The sequence below is a fragment of the Devosia yakushimensis genome, from assembly GCF_030159855.1.
GTDB lineage: Bacteria > Pseudomonadota > Alphaproteobacteria > Rhizobiales > Devosiaceae > Devosia > Devosia yakushimensis.
This window is the reverse complement of record NZ_BSNG01000002.1, coordinates 14,897-40,626: the sequence shown is the minus strand read 5'-3', so window position 1 is coordinate 40,626 and position 25,730 is coordinate 14,897. Positions and strand designations below refer to the sequence as shown.

The 25,730-nt window shown below is 62.9% G+C and carries 30 protein-coding genes; 15 read left to right on the top strand and 15 right to left on the bottom strand.

Annotated features, from left to right (window positions below; translation table 11 throughout):
- Position 1: 1 nt before the first annotated feature.
- Positions 2-388: a succinate dehydrogenase, cytochrome b556 subunit gene (sdhC, locus tag QQL79_RS17360; protein ID WP_284392996.1), complete on the bottom strand. Its 387-nt coding sequence runs from the start codon at positions 386-388 to the stop codon at positions 2-4.
- Between the two features lie 731 nt (positions 389-1,119).
- On the opposite strand from sdhC, the gene QQL79_RS17355 reads away from it, so the two are divergent.
- The 3 genes from QQL79_RS17355 to QQL79_RS17345 all read left to right on the top strand — a co-directional run bounded on the left by QQL79_RS17355 (position 1,120) and on the right by QQL79_RS17345 (position 3,118).
- A complete protein-coding gene (locus QQL79_RS17355) occupies positions 1,120-1,413 on the top strand; it encodes a hypothetical protein (RefSeq protein ID WP_284392995.1) in 294 nt (97 codons plus the stop codon).
- Between the two features lie 2 nt (positions 1,414-1,415).
- Complete coding sequence (locus tag QQL79_RS17350) at positions 1,416-2,108, top strand: DUF899 domain-containing protein (protein WP_284392993.1); 693 nt, start codon at positions 1,416-1,418, stop codon at positions 2,106-2,108.
- 401 nt (positions 2,109-2,509) lie between these two features.
- Positions 2,510-3,118, top strand: coding sequence for an NUDIX domain-containing protein (locus QQL79_RS17345; protein WP_284392990.1), 609 nt, complete (start codon positions 2,510-2,512; stop codon positions 3,116-3,118).
- Between the two features lie 196 nt (positions 3,119-3,314).
- On the opposite strand, the gene QQL79_RS17340 is transcribed toward QQL79_RS17345, so the two are convergent.
- Positions 3,315-3,596, bottom strand: coding sequence for a DUF1737 domain-containing protein (locus tag QQL79_RS17340; RefSeq protein ID WP_370461259.1), 282 nt, complete (start codon positions 3,594-3,596; stop codon positions 3,315-3,317).
- Here QQL79_RS17340 and QQL79_RS17335 point away from each other — a divergent pair.
- The 3 genes from QQL79_RS17335 (at position 3,595) to QQL79_RS17325 (ending at position 5,284) form a co-directional block, all read left to right on the top strand.
- Positions 3,595-4,233, top strand: a complete 639-nt coding sequence (locus QQL79_RS17335) for a carbonic anhydrase (protein WP_284392988.1) — start codon at positions 3,595-3,597, stop codon at positions 4,231-4,233. The genes QQL79_RS17340 and QQL79_RS17335 overlap by 2 nt on opposite strands.
- Before the next feature lie 382 nt (positions 4,234-4,615).
- On the top strand, positions 4,616-4,876 hold the full coding sequence (locus QQL79_RS17330; RefSeq protein WP_284392987.1) for an EF-hand domain-containing protein: 261 nt from the start codon (positions 4,616-4,618) through the stop codon (positions 4,874-4,876).
- A 93-nt stretch (positions 4,877-4,969) separates the two neighbouring features.
- A complete protein-coding gene (locus QQL79_RS17325; protein ID WP_284392985.1) occupies positions 4,970-5,284 on the top strand; it encodes an EF-hand domain-containing protein in 315 nt (104 codons plus the stop codon).
- A 126-nt stretch (positions 5,285-5,410) separates the two neighbouring features.
- On the opposite strand, the gene QQL79_RS17320 is transcribed toward QQL79_RS17325, so the two are convergent.
- From QQL79_RS17320 to QQL79_RS17310, 3 genes are all read right to left on the bottom strand, one after another.
- On the bottom strand, positions 5,411-6,292 hold the full coding sequence (locus tag QQL79_RS17320) for an EamA family transporter (RefSeq protein ID WP_284392984.1): 882 nt from the start codon (positions 6,290-6,292) through the stop codon (positions 5,411-5,413).
- Positions 6,292-7,176 carry an EamA family transporter gene (locus QQL79_RS17315; protein WP_284392983.1) on the bottom strand — a complete coding sequence of 295 codons (885 nt, stop codon included), beginning with the start codon at positions 7,174-7,176 and terminating at the stop codon, positions 6,292-6,294. Before QQL79_RS17315 ends, QQL79_RS17320 begins: the two co-directional genes overlap by 1 nt.
- A gap of 128 nt (positions 7,177-7,304) precedes the next feature.
- The gene (locus tag QQL79_RS17310) at positions 7,305-8,345 is read right to left on the bottom strand and encodes an aspartate-semialdehyde dehydrogenase (protein WP_284392982.1); all 1,041 of its coding nucleotides are present in this window, start codon (positions 8,343-8,345) and stop codon (positions 7,305-7,307) included.
- A gap of 377 nt (positions 8,346-8,722) precedes the next feature.
- Between QQL79_RS17310 and QQL79_RS17305 the strand changes: the two genes are divergently transcribed.
- Positions 8,723-9,910 carry a BaiN/RdsA family NAD(P)/FAD-dependent oxidoreductase gene (locus tag QQL79_RS17305; protein WP_284392981.1) on the top strand — a complete coding sequence of 396 codons (1,188 nt, stop codon included), beginning with the start codon at positions 8,723-8,725 and terminating at the stop codon, positions 9,908-9,910.
- A gap of 112 nt (positions 9,911-10,022) precedes the next feature.
- Here QQL79_RS17305 and QQL79_RS17300 read toward each other — a convergent pair whose 3' ends face one another.
- The 3 genes from QQL79_RS17300 to QQL79_RS17290 form a co-directional block, all read right to left on the bottom strand.
- Positions 10,023-10,583 carry an acyloxyacyl hydrolase gene (locus tag QQL79_RS17300; RefSeq protein WP_284392980.1) on the bottom strand — a complete coding sequence of 187 codons (561 nt, stop codon included), beginning with the start codon at positions 10,581-10,583 and terminating at the stop codon, positions 10,023-10,025.
- 310 nt (positions 10,584-10,893) lie between these two features.
- Positions 10,894-11,487 carry an acyloxyacyl hydrolase gene (locus QQL79_RS17295; protein WP_284392979.1) on the bottom strand — a complete coding sequence of 198 codons (594 nt, stop codon included), beginning with the start codon at positions 11,485-11,487 and terminating at the stop codon, positions 10,894-10,896.
- A gap of 171 nt (positions 11,488-11,658) precedes the next feature.
- The gene (locus QQL79_RS17290; RefSeq protein WP_284392977.1) at positions 11,659-12,210 is read right to left on the bottom strand and encodes a fasciclin domain-containing protein; all 552 of its coding nucleotides are present in this window, start codon (positions 12,208-12,210) and stop codon (positions 11,659-11,661) included.
- A 170-nt stretch (positions 12,211-12,380) separates the two neighbouring features.
- On the opposite strand from QQL79_RS17290, the gene QQL79_RS17285 reads away from it, so the two are divergent.
- Complete coding sequence (locus QQL79_RS17285) at positions 12,381-13,400, top strand: LLM class flavin-dependent oxidoreductase (RefSeq protein ID WP_284392975.1); 1,020 nt, start codon at positions 12,381-12,383, stop codon at positions 13,398-13,400.
- Between the two features lie 325 nt (positions 13,401-13,725).
- The gene (locus QQL79_RS17280) at positions 13,726-14,913 is read left to right on the top strand and encodes a GGDEF domain-containing protein (RefSeq protein WP_284392974.1); all 1,188 of its coding nucleotides are present in this window, start codon (positions 13,726-13,728) and stop codon (positions 14,911-14,913) included.
- Positions 14,914-14,918: 5 nt separating this feature from the next.
- On the opposite strand, the gene QQL79_RS17275 is transcribed toward QQL79_RS17280, so the two are convergent.
- The 5 genes from QQL79_RS17275 to deoD all read right to left on the bottom strand — a co-directional run bounded on the left by QQL79_RS17275 (position 14,919) and on the right by deoD (position 19,014).
- Entirely contained in the window at positions 14,919-15,203 is a 285-nt protein-coding gene (locus QQL79_RS17275; protein ID WP_284392973.1) for a hypothetical protein, read from the bottom strand.
- A 75-nt stretch (positions 15,204-15,278) separates the two neighbouring features.
- Complete coding sequence (locus tag QQL79_RS17270; RefSeq protein WP_284392970.1) at positions 15,279-16,091, bottom strand: COG3904 family protein; 813 nt, start codon at positions 16,089-16,091, stop codon at positions 15,279-15,281.
- Positions 16,088-17,437: a hypothetical protein gene (locus QQL79_RS17265; protein WP_284392969.1), complete on the bottom strand. Its 1,350-nt coding sequence runs from the start codon at positions 17,435-17,437 to the stop codon at positions 16,088-16,090. The genes QQL79_RS17270 and QQL79_RS17265 overlap by 4 nt, the downstream gene beginning before the upstream one ends.
- Before the next feature lie 240 nt (positions 17,438-17,677).
- Positions 17,678-18,301, bottom strand: a complete 624-nt coding sequence (locus QQL79_RS17260) for a hypothetical protein (RefSeq protein WP_284392968.1) — start codon at positions 18,299-18,301, stop codon at positions 17,678-17,680.
- 2 nt (positions 18,302-18,303) lie between these two features.
- Positions 18,304-19,014 (bottom strand): purine-nucleoside phosphorylase, encoded by a 711-nt coding sequence (gene deoD, locus QQL79_RS17255; RefSeq protein WP_284392967.1) that lies wholly within the window; start codon positions 19,012-19,014, stop codon positions 18,304-18,306.
- Between the two features lie 132 nt (positions 19,015-19,146).
- Here deoD and argC point away from each other — a divergent pair, with 132 nt between their 5' ends.
- From argC to QQL79_RS17235, 4 genes are all read left to right on the top strand, one after another.
- On the top strand, positions 19,147-20,094 hold the full coding sequence (gene argC / locus QQL79_RS17250; protein WP_284392965.1) for an N-acetyl-gamma-glutamyl-phosphate reductase: 948 nt from the start codon (positions 19,147-19,149) through the stop codon (positions 20,092-20,094).
- Positions 20,095-20,251: 157 nt separating this feature from the next.
- Complete coding sequence (gene leuD, locus QQL79_RS17245) at positions 20,252-20,857, top strand: 3-isopropylmalate dehydratase small subunit (RefSeq protein ID WP_284392963.1); 606 nt, start codon at positions 20,252-20,254, stop codon at positions 20,855-20,857.
- A gap of 9 nt (positions 20,858-20,866) precedes the next feature.
- Positions 20,867-21,256, top strand: a complete 390-nt coding sequence (locus tag QQL79_RS17240) for a RidA family protein (protein WP_284392961.1) — start codon at positions 20,867-20,869, stop codon at positions 21,254-21,256.
- Positions 21,257-21,271: 15 nt separating this feature from the next.
- Positions 21,272-21,955 (top strand): CPBP family intramembrane glutamic endopeptidase, encoded by a 684-nt coding sequence (locus tag QQL79_RS17235; protein WP_284392959.1) that lies wholly within the window; start codon positions 21,272-21,274, stop codon positions 21,953-21,955.
- Between the two features lie 33 nt (positions 21,956-21,988).
- On the opposite strand, the gene QQL79_RS17230 is transcribed toward QQL79_RS17235, so the two are convergent.
- The gene (locus QQL79_RS17230; protein WP_284392957.1) at positions 21,989-22,372 is read right to left on the bottom strand and encodes a GreA/GreB family elongation factor; all 384 of its coding nucleotides are present in this window, start codon (positions 22,370-22,372) and stop codon (positions 21,989-21,991) included.
- Positions 22,373-22,558: 186 nt separating this feature from the next.
- Here QQL79_RS17230 and QQL79_RS17225 point away from each other — a divergent pair, with 186 nt between their 5' ends.
- A complete protein-coding gene (locus QQL79_RS17225; protein WP_284392955.1) occupies positions 22,559-23,824 on the top strand; it encodes a Glu/Leu/Phe/Val family dehydrogenase in 1,266 nt (421 codons plus the stop codon).
- A gap of 184 nt (positions 23,825-24,008) precedes the next feature.
- Positions 24,009-25,109 carry a 3-isopropylmalate dehydrogenase gene (gene leuB, locus QQL79_RS17220; RefSeq protein WP_284392954.1) on the top strand — a complete coding sequence of 367 codons (1,101 nt, stop codon included), beginning with the start codon at positions 24,009-24,011 and terminating at the stop codon, positions 25,107-25,109.
- 232 nt (positions 25,110-25,341) lie between these two features.
- On the opposite strand, the gene rpsP is transcribed toward leuB, so the two are convergent.
- Positions 25,342-25,716, bottom strand: coding sequence for a 30S ribosomal protein S16 (rpsP, locus tag QQL79_RS17215; protein ID WP_284392953.1), 375 nt, complete (start codon positions 25,714-25,716; stop codon positions 25,342-25,344).
- Between the last annotated feature and the right edge of the window lie 14 nt (positions 25,717-25,730).

Below are 25,730 nucleotides of genomic sequence, written 5' to 3'. Positions count from 1 at the left end.
CTCAACGCACCCACACAAAAACGGTCCAGACCAGCAGCGTCAGCACGATCGATGCCGCCAGCGTCGCCCAGGCCATGGCCTCGCGCTGGCCCGGCTCCATCATCTCGGCAAAGTCCCAGACGAAGTGGCGCAGGCCACCCAGCATGTGGTGGAACAGCGACCAGGTATATCCGAACAGCACTAGCTGCCCGAACCAGCTGCCATAAATGGCATTGACCAGATTGAGCGGCTCGGCGCCCCAGGCGGCGGCCGCGAGCCACAGCACCAGCAGCGCCGTGCCCACATAATTGGCTATGCCGGTGGCGCGATGGATGATCGACATCGCCATGGTGATGGTGAAGCGATAGATCTGCAGATGCGGGGAAAGGGGGCGGGAGCGAACCGTCATTGCGTCTTCCTGGGCCGTCCTGACATGCGGGAGGGGCCGCTGTAGTTTGGAATGGTTCAAGACTTCTAGCCTCCCCGCATGACAATTCAAAGCCCCCCACACCCCAACTTTTGGCGCATTGCGCACTTTGTTCGTATGTCGCACAGCCTGTTCGGAGGGCGCAGCGATTTTGCCCTGGTCTGATGGCGGAGGGTACTTTCGTTTCCCTCCCGAGGTACCGCGCCGGTGCATGGGAGGGAGTGATGCTCCCTCATGCACGGCGTCATTCCCGCGCAGGCGGGAATCCATTCTCTTTTTGCGTTGCGGTGTTTTGAAGAGTGGATTCCCGCCTGCGCGGGAATGACGTTGCGGGTGACTTCGGGCTCCGGCTTCTGTTGCTCCACGTCCTGCTGCTCCCTCTCCTCCTCACCGCGCTTCCCTCGGGCTTGACCCGAGGGCCACTCGCCACTTGTGCCGGGTTGAGAAAGGCCCTCGGGTCGAGCCCGAGGGAGGCGGCGGTGAGGTGTTGGGATCACAGGTCCCTTCATCACCATGGCGTCCCAAAATAAACTTCCGCTCAAGGGAAGGGACTGGATGGGGCTCCGAGCCATCAGAAAAACTGCATGTTGGTGGCACCCGGCACTACCGCACAAATCCCGTCACGATTGTAACTCCCACCCAGCCCGCCGCCCGGCATAGCCTGCTGTCATCACAAAAGCCGGAAACGGCGAGTGCGATGAAAGGGCCAAAACATGAGGACGTTTGCCACAACAGGCGAAATGGGCTCGCAGCCCGGGCCGATAGTCGATCCGGCCCGCCTGCTCGGGCTGGCCGCCACCCCTATCCTGGCCGTGATGGCCGGCATTTCCGCCACCAGCCCCTCGGGCATGACAATCTGCTCGTCCATCTCCGCAATGGCGCCCATCAACGACATGGCACTGATGTACCTGTTGATGAGCCTCTTTCATCTCTCGCCGTGGCTCAAGCTGCTGTCCGCCATTTGGCAACGGGGCGGCACGCCCATCCCCCAAACCGAAGGAGACTGAAAATGCAACACACCATTGTTTCACACGAGGATTGGCTTTCCGCCCGCCGGGATCTGCTGCAAGCCGAGAAGGAACTGACCCATCATCGCGACCAGATCGCCCAGCAGCGGCTCGCCTTGCCCTGGACGCGCATGGACAAACACTATGTGTTCGACACGCTGGAGGGGCCGCGTTCACTGGCCGATCTCTTCGAGGGCCGCTCGCAACTTCTGGTGCAGCATTTCATGCTGGCGCCGGGCTGGGAGCAGGGCTGCCCGAGCTGTTCCTTCATGGCCGATCACACCGACGGCATGAACCTGCATCTGGCCCATCACGACGTCACGATGATCGCCGTTTCGCGCGCGCCGCTTGCCGAGATCGAGCGCTATCGCCGCCGCATGGGCTGGCAGTTCCGCTGGGTGTCCTCCAATGGCAATAGCTTCAACTACGATTTCCGGGTCAGCTTCACGCCCGAGGAAATCGCCACCGGGCATATCGACTACAATTTCGGCGAATGGCAGGAGACCGGCGAGGAATGGCCCGGCCTGACGGCCTTTTACAAGGATGAGGCCGGCGATGTCTTTCGCACCTATTCCACCTTCGGGAGGGGCGTCGAGGTGATGATGGGCACTTACGCCATGCTCGACCTCATGCCCAAAGGCCGTAACGAAGCCGAGGGAATGGACTGGCTGCGCCGCCACGATCGCTACGAATAGCGGAACCGTATGGCCGAGGGAGGCGATTGTGGCGGGGTGGGATTTGGGGACCATTCCCTCCACGAGGTCATCCCGGTGGGCGGGTGAGTATTTTGCCGCGCTCCCCGCACCCACCACCGCTTCCCTCGGGCTTGACCCGAGGGCCTCTCTTAGTTCGGCACAAGCGGCGAATGGCCCTCGGGTCAAGCCCGAGGGAGCGATTGTGGTGGGGTGGGATCGGGCCCTGTTCCCCTGACGATGTCATTTCAGTGGGTGAGAGGTAAGCGTGGGCCTCCCCATCCGGCTCAAATCCGCCACGTGCTCGATCTAAGACCCCACCTCACAGCCGCCATGCTCCACCGCCCCTAGCGGCCCGGCGCCTTACACCTTACCCTCCGCCGACCATTCCCGAGGTTTTCTTCATGCCCGTCGCCAGCCCCAAGCCCACCACGCCCCAGCCCGTGCGCATCGAGGAAACCACAATCCTGGCCCGCAATTGGGGGCGGTTCGACAATTACCGGGTTACCCATGCGCGGCGCGATGGTGGCGAGCAGACCGTGACCCGCGAAGTCTATGACCATGGCAGCGCCGCCGCCGTGCTGCTCTACGCGCCCGGACCCGATACGGTGGTTCTGACCCGCCAGTTCCGCCTGCCGCCCTTTCTCAATGGCGATCCGGCCTGGCTGGTGGAAGTACCGGCGGGACTGCTCGATGGCGAGGACATCGAAATAGCGGCCCAACGCGAGGCGATCGAGGAGACCGGCTACGAACCGCTGGAGCTGCAATTCCTGTTCGACGCCTATATGAGCCCGGGCTCGGTGACCGAAAAATGCGCCTGTTTCCTCGCCCGCTACCTGCCCGGCGCCCCGCTGCATGCCGGCGGCGGGCTGGAGGCGGAAGGCGAGGATATCGAAGTCTTCGAAATCGGCTTTGACGATGCGCTGGCCATGATCGGCAGCGGCGAGATCGTCGATGCCAAGACGATCATGATGCTGCAGGCCCTGGCGCTGAGGAAACTGCGCGGGGTTTAGGTTTTTTGGGATTGGGGGCTGTTCGGAAAATCATCCCTTCCACGACGTCATCCCGGCGCAGGCCGGGATCCATGCTGAAGGCTATCCCAACATCCGATATGCGGAGAGGACACAGAATGGATTCCGGCCTTCGCCGGAATGACACTGTGGGTGGTAGGACTGCGAGAACCCCACGGAGACACCCCCGCAAAACCCCTCAGAAATCGGTCAGCTTCTTGTCCGGGTCATAGGGCTGGTCCCTAGCCACGCGGGTCACGGCCTGCCCGGCTTTCATCTTTTTGGCGACGGCGTCATAGGCATAGGTGGGCGAGCCGTGCAATTGCCAGCCCTCGCTCAGCGCCTTGGTGACCTTGTGGCAAAACGAGGAGTCGTCTTCCCCGGATAAAAAGCGGTAGATCAGCATTGCAACCCCGGTATGCGGGCGCCCCATGCGCCCAAGGTTGATCTTCTTCTGCCACAGAGCTAATCGAGAAGCCATGCACAGCTTTCCAGATCATCTGCTCAAGGGCCACGCCAATTTCATGGCCGGCCGCTATGCCCGCGAAAAGGACCGGATCCGCGATCTGGCCGAAGAGGGCCAGACCCCCACGACCATGATTATCGCCTGCTGCGATAGTCGCGCCGCTCCCGAAATGATCTTCGACGCCGGCCCCGGCGAGCTCTTCGTGCTCCGCAACGTGGCCAATCTGGTGCCCACCTATCAGCCTGATGGTGGCCAGCACGGCACCTCGGCCGGCATCGAATTTGCCGTCAAGGCGCTTGGTATCGCCAATATCGTGATCATGGGCCATGGCCGCTGCGGCGGCATCAAGGCCGCGCTCAACCCCGGCCTGAAGCCGCTCGATGCCGGCGACTTCATCGGCAAGTGGATGAACATGCTGGGCGAACTGCCCGATCAGCTCGTGCAGAACGATCTGATGACAGCAGGCGAACGCCAGACCGCGCTGGAGCGCATCTCGATTCGCAATTCGATCCGCAACCTGCGCACCTTCCCCTATGTGGCCGCCCTCGAAGCGGAAGGAAAGCTGGCGGTGCACGGCGCCTGGTTCGATATTTCGACCGGCGAGCTCTGGGTGATGGATTCCAGCGGCGACTTTATCCGACCCGATTTCTGATCTTTTCGCCGTTGCACTTGGCCATGACAGAAGCGGCAAGAGTTTGCCGCGGCTTTTTCACGTCCGCGTGATGACGTGACTTTCGCGGCAGGCGGTACTTTTATGCGGCTGTAGAAAGATAATCATCAAATCAGACTCAAACCGCACAAATAAACTTGCACTAGGCAAAAGCAGCACAACAATAGTTGCGCAATACATGACTATTAGTCATGCGTGATATTGCCCACAATTTGCCTGATTATTTCCCGCTCAGCGCCGATTTTACGGCCAGCACAGAACACATTGGCCGATCACTATTTATTGCACGGGCCGCGCGGAGTGCGGTCTGTCGGCAACGGGCTAACCCCTTGCCGCTTCCTCCCCAACATGGAGCTCAACCCCCATGAAGAAGATCATCCTGTCCACTCTCGTCGTTCTCGGCCTTTCCGGCGCGGCTTTCGCCCAAGATGCCGTCGCCCCCGATTTCGCGACCCTGGACACCGATGCCAGCGGCGGCATTTCGCTGACCGAATTGCAGGTGGCCATGCCGGGCGTGACCGCCGAGGCTTTCGCGGCTGCCGACACCGACGCCAATGGCGAGCTGAGCGCCGAAGAATTTGCCGCGGCGACCGCTCCGGCTCCGGTTCCCACCCCGGCAATGTAATATTTGGAGGGGGAACCACTCCGGCCCCGGCGTGGTTTCCCCTGCTTCTTGCCCCCGCCCGCAGACCGGGCACCCCATCTAGGAGATGATTCCATGCGCAAGATTGTTCTTGGCTTTGCCATTCTCGGTCTTTCCGCCAGCGCCGTTTTGGCCCAGACCCCCACCAATTTCACCGACGTCGATACCGACGCCAATGGCGAGCTCTCGCTCACCGAATTGCAGGTGGTCTGGCCCGACCTGACCGAAGCCGAATTCACCAGCGCCGATATCGATGCCAGCGGCGGCATCTCGGCCAACGAACTGACCGGCCTGCAGCCGGCAGCCGTTCCGGCCGATCCCGCAGCAGCCCCTGCCGCCCCCGCAGCGCCCGCCGCTCCGGCAGAAACACCCGATTCGCTGGTACAGTAATCCCGGCTTCTCGTTTGCGCGTTTCCGAACGGCAAACGTCGGAAACGCTCTATCGGCCGCCCTCCGGGGCGGCCTTTTTCGTTCGCGGCAGCTCGAGAGCCCCCAAATTGAGCGCAAACCTGCGGCCTAATCCAGCCGTACCGCCACATCGCCCGAACGGCCGCGCAGCAGCGTTATGATCAGCCCCGCAATCACCAGCCCGGCCCCGGCAATCTCGATCGGGGTGATGACCTCACCCAGCACCAGATAACCCGACAGCATGCCGGTGATCGGCACCAGCAGGGTAAAGGGCGCAACGATCGTTGCCTTGTGGCGGGCCAGCAGCCAGCTCCAGATCGCCCCGCCCAGCAAGGTCGCCGGATAGGCCAGGAATGCGATCAACCCCGCATCCCGCCAGCTGAATTCACGCAGCGCCGTCATCACCTCCTGCGGCCCTTCCACCAGCAGCGACAGGGCCAGCAGCGGCAGCGGCGCGGCCAGCGCCCCCCAGACCGTAAACGAGAGCGCATTGATCTTGCCGGCCTTCTTGGTCAGCACATTGGCCAGCCCCCAGGCCAGGGCCGCCATCAGCACCATGCCCAGCGGCAGCAGCGAAGTGGCCCCCAGCCGCTCGGTGGCGATGACGGCTATGCCGCCAAAGGCGACCGCGGCACCCGCGACCTGGAAGCGGCTCGGCCGCTCCCCCAGCAGCAGGAAAGCCAGCCCCATGGTGAAAAAGGCCTGCACCTGCAAGACCAGCGAACTCAGCCCCGCCGACATGCCCCAGGCAATGGCGAGATTGAGAAAGGCATAGAGCGCAAAGCCGAAGCTGAGCCCGAAACCGACAACCAGCGCCCAATGCGTGCGGGGCGGCTTGACGAAGAAGACCAGCGGAAACGCCGCGAAGAAAAACCGCAGCGCTGCGGCCAGCAAGGGCGGCAGGGCATCGACGCTGAGCTTGATGACGACGAAATTGAAGCCCCAGATGATCACGACCAGCAGGGCCAGCCCGATATGGCGAAGCGGCATCAGACGCTCCCGGCCGGCCGCAGCCGCGCCAGCGCCCGCGGCCCCAGCACATTGAGCACCAGGCCTGCAAAGATCAGCAGGCTCCCCAGCACTTCGGGCAGGGTCACCGCTTCCCCCAGAATGACCATGGCCGCGGCAAAGCCCACCACCGGCACCAGCAGCGAGAAGGGCGCGACGACGCTGGCGGGATAACGCCCCAGCAGCACCGCCCAGAGCCCATAGCCGAACAGGGTCGAGCCATAGGCGATGAACAGCACCGAGCCGATGCCGCGCGGCGTCATCGCCAAAAGCGCGCCATAAGCGCCCGGCCCCTCGAAGATCAGCGACAGAATGAGCATGGGTATCGGCGGCACGAGACTCCCCCAGACCACAAAGCCCAGCATATCCACCTGCCCGGCCCGCTTGGTGACGATATTGGACAAGGCCCAGAATGCAGCCGCGATCAGCGTCATGACCAGCGGCACCAGAACCGCCCCGCCCAGATGCTCGGCCCCGATGGTTGCGAGCCCAGCCAGCGCCACCAGCGCGCCGCCAAGCTGGAACAGGCCCGGCCGCTCGCCCAGAAACAGCACGGCCAAAGCCATGGTGAAAAACACCTGCATCTGCATGACCAGGCTCGCCAGCCCCGCCGGCATGCCCAACCGCATGGCGGTGAAGAGAAAGCTGAATTGCAGCACCCCCACGGTGAAACCGTAAAGGATGAGAAGCCGCCAGCTGACCTTTGGCCGGCGGATGAAGAACACCGCCGGCAGCGCGCAACCCAGATAGCGCAGGGCCGTCAGCATGAAGGGCGGCACTTCATCGACGCCCCATTTGATGGCGACGAAATTGAGCCCCCAGATCACGACGACGCCAAGAGCCAGCAGCAGGTCACGCGGGGACATTTTTGAAAGCCTGGATGTTTCCTTCACGCCGGGTCATTCCGGCGCAGGCCGGAATGCATGCTGAAGGCCATCCGCTACCGGGATGGGAAGATAGGATTGGCCCCGGCGTGAAGCCGGGGCCAAAAGAATTAAGCCGCCTTCTTGGCCAAGAGGCCCCGCTCGATCAGCGTTTCGGCGATCTGGATCGTGTTGAGCGCCGCGCCCTTGCGCAGATTGTCCGAGACCACCCAGATATTGAGCCCGTTTTCGACGGTCGTGTCTTCGCGGATGCGGCTGACATAGGTATCATATTCACCCACCGCCTCGACCGGGGTCGCGTAACCACCCGGCTCGCGCTTGTCGAGCACGGCAATACCGGGCGCTTCGCGCAGCAGGTCGCGCGCCTCATCGGCCGAGATGGGGTTCTCGAATTCGATATTGACCGCTTCGGAATGCCCGACAAATACCGGCACACGCACGGCGGTGCAGGTCACCTTGATCTTGGGATCGAGGATCTTCTTGGTTTCGGCCAGCACCTTCCACTCTTCCTTGGTGTAGCCGTCTTCCATGAACACATCGATATGGGGAATGACGTTGAAGGCGATCTGCTTGGGGAACTTGCCGGGCGTGGCGCTATCGTTGACGAAAATGCCCTTGGTCTGGTTCCACAGCTCGTCGACGCCTTCCTTGCCGGCACCCGACACCGACTGGTAGGTCGCCACCACGATGCGCTTGATCTTGGCGAAGTCGTGCAGGGGCTTGAGCGCCACCACCAGCTGGGCCGTCGAGCAATTGGGATTGGCGATGATATTGGTGCGGTTGGGATTGGCCATGAAGGCGTCCAGCACATGGGCGTTCACTTCCGGCACCACCAGCGGCACATCGGAATGGTAGCGCCAATAGCTCGAATTATCGATCACGATGGCGCCCTTTGCGGCGATGCGCTGCGCCCAGTCCTTGGAGATCGAGCCGCCTGCCGACATGATGGCGAAGTCGACGCCGGTAAAGTCGAAATCCTCGAGATTCTTGGCCTTCAGAATCTTGTCGCCATAGGAAATTTCCCGCCCGATCGAGCGCGAGGACGCCAGCGCGATAACCTCATCGGCGGGGAACTTGCGTTCGGCCAGAATATTGAGAACTTCCCGGCCCACATTGCCCGTGGCACCGACGACAGCGACGCGATAACCCATTTTTGGAACTCCAGTCCCTTACCAGTTTCCGCCCCCGCGCGATGATCCTGCCATCGCGGCCAGTGTCTTGAGCCTCTCCCCGTCGGGGAGACGACCCGGGGAAAAGCGTCAGGCGGTTTTGGTGGTTTTGGTCATGAGGGCAGCGCCGCCACCGGTCGAAACCGGGGTCATTGGCATATCGGCCATGGCAAGGGCGCTGCGCATCTTCTGACTGCTTTGGTTACAAGCAGGACTTCTCATACTCCCAAATAGGAAAGAGTCAATCTTTTGGTTTTTTGGCCACTTTTTTGGGCCCTTAAGACAAAAGGTGCCGCCCTCGACGCTTGCCTCCCAAGCCCCCATGACTGTAACTGCCGCAAAACCCAAAGGGCCAAAAAATGCATTATGACGTGATCGTCCTGGGCGCGGGAGCTGCCGGCATGATGGCCGCCATCGAGGCGGGCAAACGCGGCCGCTCGGTGCTGGTGGTCGATCACGCCGACCATGCCGGCGACAAGATCCGCATTTCGGGCGGTGGACGCTGCAATTTCACCAATATCAATGCCACGACCGAACGCGGCCGCGACCGTTTCCTGAGCGACAATCCCCGCTTCGCGCTGTCGGCGCTCTCCCGCTACACGCCCGACATGTTCATTGCCCTGGTGCGCCGCCACGGCATTGCCTTCCATGAAAAGACGCTGGGCCAATTGTTCTGCGATGGCCCGGCCACCCAGATCAATACCATGCTGCTGGGCGAGATGCGGGGGGCCGGGGTAACCCTCTCGCTCAAGACCGCTATAGAGCGCGTGAGCAAGACCGAGACCGGGTTCGAGCTGCTGCTGTCCAATGCCTCGGTCACCGCCGAAAGCCTCATCGTCGCCACCGGCGGCAAATCCATTCCCAAAATGGGCGCGACCAGTTTCGGCTATCAGCTGGCCAGCCAATTCGGCCTGCGCCTCACCGAGACCCGGCCCGGCCTCGTGCCGCTGACCTTTGAAACCGGGGCACTGGAAAAGCTGAAAGCCCTTTCCGGCATTGCCACCGATGCCGTGGTCAAACACGGCAAGACCGCCTTTGAGGAAGCCCTGCTCTTTACCCATCGCGGGCTGTCCGGCCCGGCAATCCTGCAGATTTCCTCCTATTGGCGCGAGGGCGACGCCATCGCAGTCGATCTCCTGCCCCACCGCGATGCCGGCGAAATGCTGCGCGCCGCCCGCAAGGAGACGCCCAAGGTTCAGGTGCAGACCGTCATCGGCAATGTGCTGCCCAAAAAGCTCGCCCAATTGCTGGGCGAAGAACTCGACCTGCCCGGCATGATCGGCGATTTCTCCGACAAGAAACTGGCGCTGGTCGAAGCCCAGCTCAAGAACTGGAGTCTCAAGCCGGTCGGCTCGGAAGGCTATCGCACCGCCGAAGTGACGCTGGGCGGGGTCGACACGCGCGACCTCGACGCCAAGACCATGGCGGCGCGGGCCGTGCCCGGCCTCTATTTCATCGGCGAAGTGGTCGATGTCACCGGCTGGCTGGGCGGCTACAATTTTCAATGGGCCTGGGCCTCGGGCTGGGCCGCCGGGCAAGTGGCCTGAGGCGAGTCTACCCCATTCACAATGTCATTCCCGCGAAAGCGGGAACCTCCGTTTTCTTCCTCTGCACCGCCAAACAGGGGTTCCCGCTTTCGCGGGAATGACCCGGTGGTTCTTAAAACCTGATCCCCGCCCGGACGCCCACATTGGTCAAAGCCTCGCTGTCCCCGCACATGCCGCCATCGGTATAGTGCTCGGCCGTCAGCATCACCGAAGCCCCCGGCAAGACATCCACGCCCACACTGCCCGAAGCCCGCAACAGCGCCGCGCAGCCGAACCGCCGCGGCGTTCCGCTATCGAACATGGAGCCATTCTGCAGCGCTCCGCCCAGGCTCGCCTCGGCAAAAATCGGTAGCACGGGCAGGCGGAAGGTGAGGCTCAGCCCGCCATAGACCATGCTTTCCTTGCCATCGGTATTAAAGGTTGCCCCCAGATGCGGGCGGATTTCGGCCGGCACCAAAGCCGGGCTCAGCGCCGGCACGGCAAACAGCAGTTCCACATTGGCGTCTTCGATACGGCCGGTATCGAACAGGCCCGAATGATCGGCATCGCCCACGCCGCGGGAAAAAACACCGGCGCGAATTTCGGGCACCAGATCGAATTGCGCCTGTGCGCTGCCGGCGGCAGCCAGCATCAGGCCCAAAGCCAGTATCGCCCGCCCGATCATCACCCGCATCGCTCTACTCCAATTCGCCTGCGGCGATTGGACGGCGCGAGGCCGGGATGCGCAATGTTTGATTCAAATTGTCTTTAACTGAGCGTTAACGGTGAGTGCCCGGGGTTATAGCGGGTGAGTTCTGGATTAAGTCAGGGGAGCCACGGTCTGCCTCCCTCCCCCTTGAGGGGAGGGATTGAGGGTGGGGGTTCTGAATTCTCCATCAGCATTGAGCATGTGAAAGCCACAGAACCCCCACCCTAGCCCTCCCCTCAAGGGGGAGGGGATTGGATCGTGGCTTCCGAGCCTCTGGAGGCTAAGAACCCAATCCCTAGAACTTCCAGCCAACCCGCAGGCCGAAATTGGACAGCCCGTCATTGGCGTCGCACCAGCCATTATTGGAGGTGTGCTCATAGGTCAGGGTCGCCGTCATGTTCTCGCTGACATTGGCACCCACGCCGAACCGTTCGTAGAAATTGACCCGGCAGCCGAAATTCTTGCGGCCCTCGGGCGCGCCGGTGAGATAGCCATCATTGATGGCGGCGCCGAACGTGCCTTCGAGATAGAAGGGCGTCTCGAACAGCGGCAATTGCCAGGTCAGGCCCAGATGGGCAATGGAATCGCCCTCACCCAGATTGAGCGTGGCGCCGACTTCCGGACGCGGCGCGCCGACCCAGCGGAAGGCATCCAGATCGGGCGAGGTGAACAGCACGTCGAAGCTGACATCCTCGATATGGCTCAAATCCCAGTTCTGCACGCTGAAGGGCAGCATGGTGCTGTCAACGTTATGGGCGTGAATGCCAATGCGCAATTCATCGACCACCCCGGCCAGCGGATGGGGATCCATGAGGTCTTGCGCGGCAACCGGCGCGGCGGCGGCCATGAGCCCCAGGGCGGAGAAAAGGAAAGAACGCAGTACCGACATTGCCGACCGATCGCTTGAAAAACGGGCTGCATTGAGCTTGCAAGCGCCAATTAAGTCAATGCCTTCGCACCAAATTTGCCGCCTTGTGACCGGCAGGCAACGCTCCGGACAAGCAAATCGGGGCCCGCCCGGCATGGGCGGCCCCCGAAAAGAGAAGCGAGGCGAAGCGGCTTATTTGGGCAACAGCACTTTGTTGACCACATGGATTACGCCATTGGATTGGTTGACGTCGCCAATGGAAATCTTGGCGGCATTGCCGTTCTCATCGACCACATACATGACCGAGCCGAGCTTGGTGAATTGCAGATTGTCGCCCGAAGCGGTCTTGAGCAGGAAGCCGCCCGGATTGGCCTCGGCCCGCGTCATCAGGTCCTCCACCGAATATTTGCCCGGTATGACATGAGCGGTGAGGATCTTGACCAGCATTGCCTTGTTTTCGGGCTTGAGGAGGGTCTCGACCGTGCCTTCCGGCAGGGCGGCAAAAGCCGAATTGACCGGCGCAAACACGGTAAAGGGGCCGGCGCTGGACAGCACGTCGACCAGGCCCGCCGCCTGAACGGCAGCCACCAGGGTGGTGTGATCCTTGGAGTTCACGGCATTTTCGACAATGTTCTTGGTGGCAAGCATCGGCGCGCCGCCGACACGCGGATTGCTCTGCGCATAGGCCGCGGAGCTAAGCAGGATCGAGGCTACGAAAACGGCCTTGAGCACTTTGAAAGTCATGATGAAGTCCCCTGTCTGACGCTTATCGGTCGGGGAAAGATACGGGCGGCCATCACGGAAAGTTTCGCGCCGGCGATCTGCGCCGGGGCACTGGCCTTGCGCGACGCCTAGCTTTCATCGCAATTTACCGATAGAAGACCTGCCTTCCTCAGAAACATCGATTGCCCGCCATGACCAAGCCCTTTGCCCTTTCCATCCTCGATCTCGCCCCCATTGCCGAAGGCACCTCGACGCCCGACGCGCTGGCCGAAACGGTCAAACTGGCGCAATTGGGCGATGCTCTGGGCTATACCCGCCTCTGGTATGCCGAGCATCATGGCATGGCCTCCATCGCCTCCTCTTCTCCCGAAGTGCTGATCGCGAGCGCGGCGGCGCATACCCAGAATATCCGGGTCGGCTCGGGCGGGGTCATGCTGCTCAACCACGCGCCGCTGCGCATCGCCGAGGCTTTTCGCACGCTCGAAGCGCTCCATCCCGGCCGCGTCGATCTGGGGCTGGGCCGCGCGCCGGGTGGCGACGGCTATGCCATGCGCGCCCTGCGCAGCGGGGGCGGGGAGGAATTTTCCGCCTATCTCGCCGAAATGATGGCCTTTGACGAGGACAGCTTTCCCCCCGACCATCCCTTTTCGCGCGTGCCGGTGGCGCCGGGCGGCATCAACCTGCCCCCGCTTTGGCTGCTGGGCTCCTCCGGTGCCAGCGCCCAGGCGGCCGGTCAATTGGGCATGGGCTATGCCTTTGCCGCCCATTTCAGCCATACCCCACCCGGTCCGGCCTTCGAGGCCTATCGCTATGGCTTCAAGCCCAGCGCCGCCATGCCCGAGCCCCGCACCATTCTGGGTGTCTCGGTGGTCTGCGCCCCCACCGATGAGGAAGCCCAATACCTCTCCCATTCCCAGGCCGTGCAATGGGCCCTCTTCACCACCGGCGAACAGCGCCGCCTGATGAGCCCGGAAGCGGCCCATGCCCGCGTGCTGACCACTCAGCAGCAGGGCATTATCGATCATCAATCCACGCTCTGGATCGTGGGCTCCCCCCAGACCGTGCGCGACACCATTGCCGAAAAGCTCGAAAGCTCGGGGGCCGACGAAGTGATCATCACCACCACCATCCACAGCTACGAGCTGCGCCGCCGCTCCTACCAATTGCTGGCCGAAGCCTTCGGCCTGACCCCACGGGCACTGGCGGCTTAGGCGGGGTCGGCCCCAACAAGACCCACCCCCCCACGACGTCATTCCCGCGCAGGCGGGAATCCATTCTTCACGCGCAGATTGCCTTAGAAGGAGTGGATTCCCGCCTACGCGGGAATGACGCAGTGAAAACGGCCTGGATGATGATGGAACCGGGATGAAAGGGGGAGACGCCTCCGTTAACCTCTCGTTTTGCCGGCAGGGATAGGATCGCGGCAGTGAGCGTTGGAACCGGTGGACGGCAGGCGTCTACCGGCCCGGTTCGGCGTATCGATGAAGGACTTGGCTGCCGGCCGACTGTCCGGCCTCCAGGCCAGAATTGCGAAAAATGGGTGCCGCCGGTTTCGTTCTCGCCATCAATATCTTCGTCGCCGGCCTGTTTGCCGCCGCGTTTGGCACAATAGCCTGGCGCAATGGCGCTGCAACCGGCGCCCGCTGGCTGGCCGCCGCTTACCTGCTGGGCGTGCTCAACGCCATGCTCGAATATATCCTGCCCGGCCAGAACGATCCGCGCCTCCTGGGTATCGTGGTCTTTGCCGTCGCGCTCTCGGCCTTTCTGATCTGCGTCATCGGACTGGCCCGCCATTATGCAATTGCCGTGCCCTGGGCCTGGCTGGCTCTCCTGGGCGGCGGCGGGCTCCTGGCCAATACCATCCTGATCAACGAGCCGGCGACGGCTACGCTGGGCCGGGCGCTGATCTACCAATTGCCCTATTTCTTCGCCCATATCCTGGGAGCGATCGTGGTCATGCGGGCCCGCCGCCGTGGCGCACTCGACCTCCTGCTCATTGGGTTCCTGCTGGTCAGCGGGCTGCAATTCGTCGCCAAGCCATTCCTGGCCATCGGCCTGGGCGATGCCGGGGTGGAAAACTACCTGCATAGCCTTTATGGCGCCTGGTCGCAGATGCTCACCGCCTTCCTGCTGGTGTCCAATGGCGTATTGATGCTGCTGATCATCGTGCGCGACGTTATGGCTGAGATCACCCTGCGCTCGGAAACCGACAAGCTCTCGGGCCTGCTCAATCGCCGCGGTTTTGAGGAACGGGCGGAGCGCGCCCTGCAACAGGCCGGCCGCGCCGGCATTCCCGCCGCGCTCGTGCTGGCCGATCTCGATCATTTCAAGCAGGTCAACGACAATTTCGGCCATGATGCCGGCGACCGGGTGATCGCCGCCTTTGCCGGACTGCTATCGGGCGGCGCCGATATCCGCATGGTATTGGGCCGGCATGGCGGGGAGGAATTCGCCATTCTCGTGCCGGGCGCCAACCTGGCTTCCGCCAGGCTCTATGCCGAAGGCGTGCGCCAGGCCTTTGCCGCGCTGTCCGGCGCCGATCTGGGGATAGAGCGCCGGCTCAGCGCCAGTTTCGGAGTGACCCAGATGCAGCCCGGCGAGGGGCTGCACGATCTGGTCCACCGCGCCGATGCCGCCCTTTATGCCGCCAAGAAGGCCGGCCGCGACCGCGTCCACACAGCCGATGTCGAGCCGGTCGCCACCGACAGCCGCAAAAGCGGGTAAGACGCTCAGTTCGTCTGCCGGCGATCCACCAGCTCGAAATCGTCGGCCGTCATGTCGACCTTGAGCGCCAATTGCTGGCGGTCGAGCTCGGCCAGCCATGCCGTCCAGGAACAGGGGCTGACCCCTTCGTTCGAGCCGCCCTGCCAGGCAGGGCGCTGGAAGCTGAGGCTCAGCTGGGCGCGTTCCTCGCCGAACCGGTTGCGCACCCGGGCAATCGCCGGAATGCCATGCCTGTCGGTCACCCAGTTCTGGATGTCGCGATGGCGTGTGAGGGTATGAATGTGGGTCATTATGGCCTCCCGTCCGCTAATGTAAGCCCGTATTCCGCAACGGCTCCGGTCCTCCCCCGGTTCCGCTACGGCGCGTTAATTCTCCGCAAGGTTTGTGACGATCTTTAGAGCCGTCATCTCCTCTGGCGAAAAATAATAGAGCCGGTCCGGCGGCGTCTGCAAGGCATGCAGCCACATGGCCGGATCGACCCCGGTTTTGGTCAGGTGCGCGATAATCTCGGCTGTGGTCGATTGTGCATCGGCCATGGCCACGCCCGCCGCCCGCACACCATCGCGCAGGTCGCCCGCCAGCGCCGAAGCATAAATCTGGTGCACCCCGATGGCCGCATTGGGACTGGCAATCCGCTCGGCGCCCGAGGCGAAGATAATGGGACAGGATGAGGCACAGAGCGATCCGGCCGCGACCTCGGTCGCTAGCCCCTGTTCATGGATCAGACTGCCTATCGTCAGCGCATCCACGACCGACCCTCCGGGCGAATCGAGAACTACAGTCTGCACATACTCGCCCCGCGCCGCAATCTCGCTGGCAAAGCGCTCCGCCGACCCCGGATCGATGGTGCCGGTCAAATGCAATTGCCCGCCCGTACCCAGCGCGATCTCGAGCGGCTGGTCGAGCACATCGGGCGCCGTGGTGACATTGGGCATGGGCCCTTCGGGCAGCGCCGGATTGGAGGGCGGCAGGATGGGCCGCCCCAGCTGCGGCCCGGCGCTTTGCCCCGCTGTCAGCTCGCGAAAATCGACATAGAGCACTGAAGCCGTACCCGCCAGCAGCGCAAAGAACGCCACCCGCAGGATGGCGCCATCTTCGAGTTCGGCCAGCCAGCGGATCGCCCCGCGATAGAACGGCCCCTCATCGGTATCGGCGCGGGCATTGGCCTCGGTCTTCATGCCGGTCGCGGCCCGTCATTGCGCTTGCGCTGCGCCGTCTCGATCGGGGTAACCGTGCCGTCGTCGGCAGCCTGCGCCACCAGCGGCTCTTCAACCGGCTCGGGCACTGCTTCGGGCTCGATAGGAGGCTCGTTCCGCACCGGTTCGGACACCACGCCCGCCGCCTCCATCCGCCGGTAGAGCGCCATGGCCCGCAGCATTTCGGCGGCAGTGATGTTCTCGGCTTCTTCCAGTGTTTCGGAATCCCGCCGCATGGCGTCGTTGACGATCATCAGAACCAGCACCAGCACCACCGGGAGCAGATCGATGGAAATGGCCCCAGCCCAAGAAGGGATGAAATCCTGCCAATAGCGGATTACCGCTTCGGCGCTGGAGAGCGGCACAAAACGGCGCTGCTCCACCGGCGGGGTCGCCAAAATCTCGTCGGCCGCCGCGGTCAATGCCGCCGATTGCGCCGATACCGAGACACGCACGGTTTCCATCACCTGATCCTGCCGATTGGCAAGATCGGCCGATTGCCCATTGGCGACCGGGGCAATGAACCCGGCGGAGAGATCGGCCGAGGCGCGCTTGACCGAGGCGGCAACCCCGGTCTGCTGCAAAGCCGCGATAATAGCGGAGAGCTGCACCGCCTCGGTCTGGAAACTATCGGCACGCGGCTCGATGGCGCCGGGGGTCGAGACCAGTTCGCGCATGGTGGCCAGCCGCGCCGAACCCTGTTCGAAGAGGCCCGCCACCTGATCGCGCGAACCGGTAATGGTTGCTGCCAGCTGGTTCATCTGCGTGCCCATCTGGGTCAGCAATTGCACCACGCTCCCCGAACCGGTCGTGCCGGTCAGCGCGCCCGATTCCCGCTCATCGGCAGCCAGGCCCGAAAACCGCTCCGCCGCCCGCTGCACATCGGGCAGCAACGATTGGGCGGCCAGGGCATTGGAATGGGCCTGGTCGAGATCTTCGGCATAGCCCTGCAGCGTCACCGCCATATGCTGCTCGGTCGCCGCCGATCCGGCCAGAGCGGCCGCATTGAGCCAGCTCGACATGGCAATGATCATGGCGCAGCCAATGGCCATGGTGACGAAGAGCCCGATGCGCTGCACCCCATTGGTCACCAGCGGCACGAACCGCAGCATGAAACTCCAAAAGGCATAGATGGCGACCGAAACGGCGGCCGAATAGATAATGGCGGCAAAGAACACGAAATTGGCCGAGCCATCGAGAATGCCGCGCACCCCGAGATACGTGTAGACCCCCGAAGCCAGCGCCAGCACGGCCAGCGCAAAGCGGGTCATCGTCTCGACGCCCTTGACGGTCTCGTTGAGGCGATAGGCGTTCGGCTTGAGCTGCATGTGGCGGGGCCCCTCACGGTCTTAATCGGAGATTAACACAGCGATCCCGGCGGAACGGTGGCGGATTTTGCGAGGGTTAATGACGAGAGCGTGATGGGGATTGGCCCGTCCCAACGGTGGACCTTTACTCACCACCATTCCCATACACGGCGTCATCCCGGCGAAGGCCGGGATCCATGTCCGTAGCATGGATTCCGGCCTTCGCCGGAATGACATCGTGGCAGGTTGAGGATTCGACCCCTACCCGTTCAGCTTCGCCATCACCCTTTCCACCCGCTCGCGCTTGGACTTCTGCCCGATGCCGCCGATCCGCTGTGCCAGCACGGCGAGGAATCCCGGCTTCTGTTCCGGCGTCATGACGCTGGCGGTTTCCTCGGCATAGGCGGGAAACTGGTTGGGCGCCGCATTCTTCAGCCGCTCCACCAGGATGGGCACCGCCTTTTGCGCATAGCCGGCGCGGGCGAGCTTGACCAAAATGGAAGTGCAGCGGTCCTTGGCGATGACCGAGCCCTTGTCGGCCGCCGCCAGAATGCGCGGCAATTCGGCCACCAGCGTTGCGGCCCGCTGTTCGGCGACGCTATCGAGCGCCGACATCGCGCCCCAGACCTGGCGATTGTTCGAGCTGCTCAGCGCCTCGAGAAAGACCGGGCAATAGCCGCCAATCAGGTCAGGGCGTCGCGCGCCAATCTCGTAGAGCACTTTCATCCCATCATTGCGCTGCCGGCTCGTCCCCGACCGCACCAGCTCGACCACTTCGGCAATGCCGGCGCGGTCCTCGCGCGCCACTAGGTCCTCGGCCAATTCGACATTGGGCACTTCGTCGCGCCGGTCCAATGCCCCTGCCAGACGATCCGCCACGCTCATGGCTAGGCTCCGATCGCCACGTCGAGCGCCAGCGTCACCATGTCTTTTAGAGACGTCTGCCTTTCCTCGGCATTGATCTCTTCCTTGGTGATCAGGCAATCGGTCATGGTGCAGATGGTCAGCGCCTTGACGCCGAACCGCGCCGCGAGCGTATAGAGCGCCGCAGCCTCCATCTCGACCCCGATGACGCCATGTTCCGGCAGCGCGCCATAACCGGCAAAGCCATCGGCATGATAGAAAATGTCCGAGGAGAGCATATTGCCGGCATGAAACCGCATGCCCGCCGCCTCCGCCTTTTCCGCCGCCGCGCGCAGCAGGCCAAAATCGGCAATGGGAGCAAAATTATACGGCCCGAACCGGTCCTTGACGATGGCGCTATCGGTCGTTGCCGCCTGCGCCAGGATCAGGTCACGCACTTTGACCTTGGCATTGAGCCCGCCACAGGTCCCCACCCGCAACAAAGTCTTGGCGCCATAGACATTGATCAGCTCATGCACATAGATCGACAGCGAGGGCTGGCCCATGCCGGTGGCCTGCACCGAAACCGGCTTGCCCTTCCAGGAGCCGGTATAGCCCAGGCAATTGCGCACTGAATTGACCAGTTTTGGCGCTTCGAAGAACGTCTCGGCAATCCATTTGGCCCGCAGCGGATCGCCCGGCAGCAACACCGCTTCGGCATAGTCGCCGGGCTTCGCATGATTATGTGGGGTCATTCGTTTGGCTCCCTTGCTTTGGTCCCAGCATTGCCACCCGAAGGCAGGAACGGCAAGGGCCGGGCCTATAGCGTCTTGACCCCGTCATCCCGCAGGTCCATTTACGCAAGGCCAAAAATATGGAGCGCTGCCATGGCCGCCAAGATTTTCATCGACGGGGAAGCTGGAACCACGGGTCTGCAGATCCGCGAGCGCCTGGCCGGCCGCAAGGATCTGGTGCTGCTCTCCATTCCTGCCGACAAGCGCAAGGATATCGCCGCCCGTGCCGCCCTGCTCAACGAGGCGGATGTCGCCATTCTTTGCCTGCCCGATGACGCAGCCAAGGAAAGCGTAGGCTTGATCACCAATTCCACGACACGAGTGATCGATGCCTCGACCGCCTATCGCGTCGATCCTAATTGGGCCTATGGCTTCCCCGAAATGGACAAGGCCCAGAGCGACAGAATTGCCAATGCGCGTTTCGTCGCCAATCCCGGTTGCTATCCGCAGGGCCCCATTGCCACCATCCGCCCGCTGATCGAGGCCGGCATTCTGCCCGCCAGCTTCCCGATCAGCGTCAACGCCATTTCCGGCTATTCGGGCGGCGGCAAGCCGATGATCGCCGAATATGAGGCGGCCGGCGCGGACGCCAGCGAGTTCATGCCCTATGGCCTGACCTTTAATCACAAGCACGTGCCGGAGATGACCCAATATAGCAAGCTCGCCAATGCGCCGCTCTTTGTGCCGGCCGTGGGCGATTATGCCCAGGGCATGATGACCTTCGTGCCGCTGCAGCTGGGCCAGCTCGACAAGGTGCCGACCGGGGCGCAAATCCACGCCGCCATCGCCGACCATTTTGCCGGCATCAAGGACAGCTTCGTCACCGTCGCCCCCTATGAGGCCCTGGTCAAGTCGCCCGAACTCGACCCGCAAATCTACAACAATACCAACCAGATGAAGCTGCACGTCTTCGCCAACGACGCCCGCGCCCAGGTTCTGCTCGTCGCCGTCTACGACAATCTCGGCAAAGGCGCTTCGGGGGCCGCCGTGCAGAATTTGAACCTGATGCTGGGTGTCGACGCCAAGGCGGTCGCGGCTTAGAGGCTATCAGTCTGCCCTCCCTCCCTCCCTCTTGAGGGGAGGGTAACGACTGCGACTTCAGCTCTCACTAGCCCCAACCGAACGCTTTCCCCCAATCCCGACTTGACCAAAGCGCCGCTTTTGCGCGATGAACCGCCGCAAAGCGAGGTTTTCCGTCATGGACAAGTTCACCACTCTGACCGGGGTCGCGGCGCCGCTGCCGATCATTAATATCGATACCGATATGATCATCCCCAAGCAGTACCTCAAAACCATCAAGCGCACCGGGCTGGGCACCGCCCTGTTCTCGGAAATGCGCTACAATGAGGACGGCACGGAAAACCCCGATTTCGTGCTCAATAAGCCTGCCTATCGCGGCGCCAAGATCGTGGTGGCCGGCGACAATTTCGGCTGCGGCTCCAGCCGCGAGCATGCGCCCTGGGCCCTGCTCGATTTCGGCATTCGCTGCGTCATCTCCACCAGCTTCGCCGACATCTTCTACAATAACTGCTTTAAGAACGGCATCCTGCCGCTGGTCGTCACCCCCGAACAGCTCAAGCTCCTGCTCGACGATGCCGAGCGCGGTTCCAACGCGACCCTGACCGTGGATCTGGAAGCCCAGACCGTGCAGGGCCCCGATGGCGGCACGATCCATTTCGATATCGACCCCTCCCGCAAGCAGATCCTGCTCGAGGGCCTCGACGATATCGCCGGGACGCTCAAATCCGATCCCTCGATCACCTCGTTCGAAAACAAGATGGCGTCCGACCGCCCCTGGCTCTAAAGGCAAAAAATGGTTCAGCGCGTTTCCACCGGCTCGCCCTTCGAAGCCACTTTCGGCTATTCCCGCGCCGTGCGGCATCAAGACAGCGTGTATGTATCCGGCACGACCGGCTACGACTACGCCACCATGACCATGCCCGACGACGTCGGAACCCAGGCCTCCAACGCGCTGGCCACCATCGACAAGGCATTGAAAGAAGCCGGTTCCTCGCTGGCGGACATTGTGCGCGTCGTCTACTATGTCGGGGACCGCAATGATGTGGATGCCGTGGTCAAGGCCGTGGGTCCCGTCTTCAAGGATATCCGGCCGGCGGCGTCCATGCTGATCGTGCAGATGATCGAAGCGGGCATGAAGATCGAGATCGAAGTCACGGCCCGCATCGGGGCGGCCAACAGCTAGGGACAGAGGACTGACATGGCGAGCGTATCGAACCCCCAGGGCGCTGTACCTCGCACCATGCTCACCCGTCCCCAACTGGCCCTTGTCCTGCACGCGCTGGCGTTGATTGCCATCCTGCTCGTGCTGGTGCCCATCCTCACCAGCGCGCTGGGCACGACCGGCTATCTCATCGTCTTTGCGCTCTACTGGATCGGCTTCTGCTCGCCTGTTATTGCCATTCATGCCCTGCCACATCGCAGTCCGCGCCTGTTCTCCGAAAAGCTGGCGCGGCGCGACTGGTTCGTGCCGCTGCTGCTGCTGGTTCAGGTTGTGGCTGTCGCTGCTGTCGCGCTGGCGCCCAATACGGCGCTCCTGACCACGCCGGGCGTCATGCTGGCGGCCCTTTTTGCCATTCTCAACGGTCCGCTCGAGGAAACCGCCTGGCGCGGCGGCTTCATGACCCGTTTTGCCGACCGGCCGCGGCTCGGCTTCTGGCTGGGCTGGCTGCTGTTTTCCGCCTGGCACATTCCGCTGACGCTGAGCCATGGCGTCATCTTCGATGGCGGCGGAATGGGCCTGGTCGCCAGCGCTGCGCTGCTCGGCCTGCTCTGGAACTGGATCGCCTGGCGCACCGGCTCGGTGTTCTGGGTCGGGCTGGCCCATGCCCTCACCAATCTCGCCTCATTCTGGATTCTGTTCGACCGCAGCGGTTTCGTCTAGAACGCAGAGCCGCCGCCGCTGGAAACGCTCCGGCTACCAGCCGTAATCGAGCACGGTGAGCGTGCGCAGCCGGCCGCCATCCAGCCATTCGATGCTGGAATTGCGATGCATGCCGATCAGCGCCGCCCCGACCGCGCCCAGAATGGGCACATCGCCCTTGCGCGGCACCACATTGCGCGGATAGGTCAGCCGCCCCAGTCGCTGGAAGGGTTCGTCATCCAGCGTGAAACGTACCCGCTGGCCCATCGAGACCCCGGCCGGGTCCCAGGGCTGGCACAGCTCGGCCCGGCTCAATTCCCGCTCCAGATAGGCCGATACATAGGGCATTTGCGCGCTGACCTGTTCGGCCAGCAGCCAGACGCGATTGTAATCGTCGGAATTGATGAGAATATCGGGCAGAGGCGCGGAGGGCAGCACGGGAACGGACTCGGATAAGGTCGGCCATGAGCACTCTAGACCGCATTTATGCACCGTCAATAGGCATTACGAATAAAAACTAAGCAATTTCGGTCAGGTTTATTGCCCTAACTTTCGGAGTGTGTCACAGATTTCGCTGCATTGTGCAGCAGTCTGCACATTTCTTAATCCAAAAGGGTATTTCCAATGACCGACGACAGCCTGCTTGATCGCGCCCTTGTCCGCCTCGAAGAGGCCGCCAGCCACCTCCAGATCGATCAGGACGTCATCGAGAAACTCAAATATCCGCGCGAAACCACCAAGACGCGCCTGCTGATCCGCATGGATGACGGCTCGCGCAAATCCTTCCTGGCCTGGCGCTGCCGCTATGACGACACCCGCGGCCCCACCAAGGGCGGCATTCGCTTCCATCCCGATTCCACCATCGAGGAAGTGGAAACCCTCGCCTTCTGGATGACCTTCAAATGCGCGGTGATGAACCTGCCCTATGGCGGCGGCAAGGGCGCCGTGCGGGTCGATCCGCACACGCTTTCCAAGACCGAGTTGGAGCGCCTCTCCCGCGCCTATATGCAGGCCTTTGCCACCACGGTCGGCCCCGATCGCGATATCCCCGCGCCCGACGTCTATACCAATGCCATGATCATGGGCTGGATGGCCGACGAATATAACCAGATCACCGGCAGCGTTTCCCCCGCCGTCATTACCGGCAAGCCCATTGCCCTGGGCGGCTCGCTCGGCCGCAATGACGCTACCGCCCGCGGCGGCTTCTATCTGGTACGGCACCTTGCGGAAGAACTGGGTCTTTCGGGTTCCCACACCATCGCCATCCAGGGCTTTGGCAATGCCGGGCAGTTCTATGCCCAGCTCGCCGCCGCCGATGGCCACCGCATCGTGGCCGTATCGGATTCGACCGGCGCCATCTATCGTCCCGGCGGGCTCGATGTCGCCCGGCTCATTGCCGGCAAGACAGCCGGCCGGCGGGTGACCGACCTCGCCGCCGACCTGGGCGCCACCGCCATCCCCGCCGACGACCTGATCGGCGTCGAAGCCGACCTGCTGGTGCCCGCCGCGCTCGAGGAAATGATTACCGCGGACAATGCCGCCAGCATCAAGGCCCGCGTCGTGCTCGAACTGGCCAATGGCCCGGTCACCGCCGAAGCCGACAAGATCCTGGGTGAGCGCGGTGTCATCGTCCTGCCCGATATCCTGGCCAATGCCGGGGGCGTCACCGTTTCCTATTTCGAATGGGTGCAGAACCGGCAGGGCTTTTATTGGGACCTCGAGGAAATCCACGCCCGGCTCAAGAAGATGATGGAGCGCGAAGGCCGCGCCGTCTGGGATATTGGCAGGGACCGCAATGTGTCGGTGCGCGCCGCCGCCTATATCCACGCCCTGGGGCGCCTGTCGACGGCCATCGAGGCGCATGGCACCCAGCCGTTCTTTGCGGGTTAGAGTCTGAGAGCCCCGGTGCCCCCTCCCCCTTGAGGGGAGGGAGGCAGATCGGGGCTCCCCAACCACAAGAAGCCCGCTTTTCCTTTGCCGGCGAACCGATCCGGGGCCCTGCACCCTTGCACCGGACCACAAAATGCCTCTATGTGCGCCCGGGCGTAACCACCAGTACGGCGAGGAGCACACATTGGCCACCCATTCCCTATTCCTGTTGCCCGGCGACGGCATCGGCACCGAGATCATGGTCGAGGTCGAAAAGCTGATCGCCTGGACCAACCAAGAGCAGCTCACCGATTTCTCCACCGATAGCGGTCTTGCCGGCGGTTCGGCCTATGACAAGCATCAGGTGGCCATCACCGACGAAGATACGCAAAAGGCGCTCAATGCCGACGCGGTGATCTTCGGCGCCGTGGGCGGGCCGAAATGGGACAATGTCCCCTATGAGCATCGCCCCGAAGCGGCGCTGTTGCGCCTGCGCAAGGAAATGGCGGTTTTCGCCAATCTGCGCCCCGCCATCTGCTACCCGGCTTTGGCCGATGCCTCCTCGCTCAAGCGCGAACTGGTCGAGGGCCTCGATATCCTGATCGTGCGCGAACTGACCGGCGGCGTCTATTTCGGCGAGCCCAAGACCATTACCGATCTGGAAAATGGCCAGAAGCGCGCGATCGACACCCAGGTCTACGAGACCTATGAAATCGACCGCATCGCCCGCGTCGCCTTCGATCTGGCCCGCACCCGCTCCGGCAAGGTCCATTCCGCCGACAAGAAGAACGTGATGAAGTCGGGTGTCCTCTGGGACGAAGTGGTCAAGCAGGTCGGCAAGGACTATTCCGATATCGAGCTGCACCACATCCTGGCCGACAATGCCGCCATGCAGCTTGTCCGCAACCCCAAGCAATTCGACGTCATGGTCACCGACAACCTCTTCGGCGACATCCTCTCCGACGTTGCCGCCATGCTCACCGGCTCGCTCGGCATGCTCCCCTCGGCCTCGCTCGGCGCCCCCGACCCGGTCACCGGCAAGCGCAAGGCCTTCTACGAGCCCGTACACGGCTCGGCCCCCGACATTGCCGGAAAGGGCATCGCCAACCCCATCGCCATGATCGCCTCGGTCGCCATGGCCCTGCGCTACAGCTTCGGCATGATCGAGCTGGCCACCCGGATCGAGAACGCCATTTCGGCCGTGCTCAGCGACGGGTTGCGCACCGGCGATATTGCCCAGGACAATCGCAAGACGGTTGGTACCGAAGAGATGGGGGCGGCGGTTTTGGCGAAGCTCAAGGCCTAGGAAGAAAGAATACCCCCTCCTAACCTCCCCCTGATAAGGGGAGGAACAGATCGGGCCTTTGGCACGATCCTGCCCCAGCCACCGCGCAGTCCCTCCCCTTATCAGGGGGAGGCTAGGAGGGGGTACTCCGATCTTAGCGCTATGCGCGAACGGCCCCGCACCCACGATGTGCACAAAATAAAAAGCCCCGGCGCTCACGCACCGGGGCTTTTTCATAATCAAACGGCCAAATTTATTCGGCCGAAGCTTCCTCAGCGGGAGCATTGGCGGCAGCGGCCTTGGCGGCCTTTTCTTCAGCGCGCTCGGTGGCCTTGGCGCCGGGCTTGGCCTTGTTCGGGTTGTTGCGGGCATCGCGCTTGGCAACGCCGGCAGCATCCAGGAAACGCAGCACGCGGTCGGTCGGCTGGGCGCCAACGCCGACCCAATGGGTGGCGCGTTCGGTGTTCAGCACGACGCGGTTCTCGGCGTCCTTGGCCAGCAGCGGGTTAAACGTGCCGATCTTTTCGATGAAACGGCCATCGCGGGGCGAACGGGCATCGGCAATCACGATGTGGTAGAAGGGGCGCTTCTTGGTGCCGCCACGGGCGAGACGGATCTTGAGGGACATTCTGGTTTTCCTTG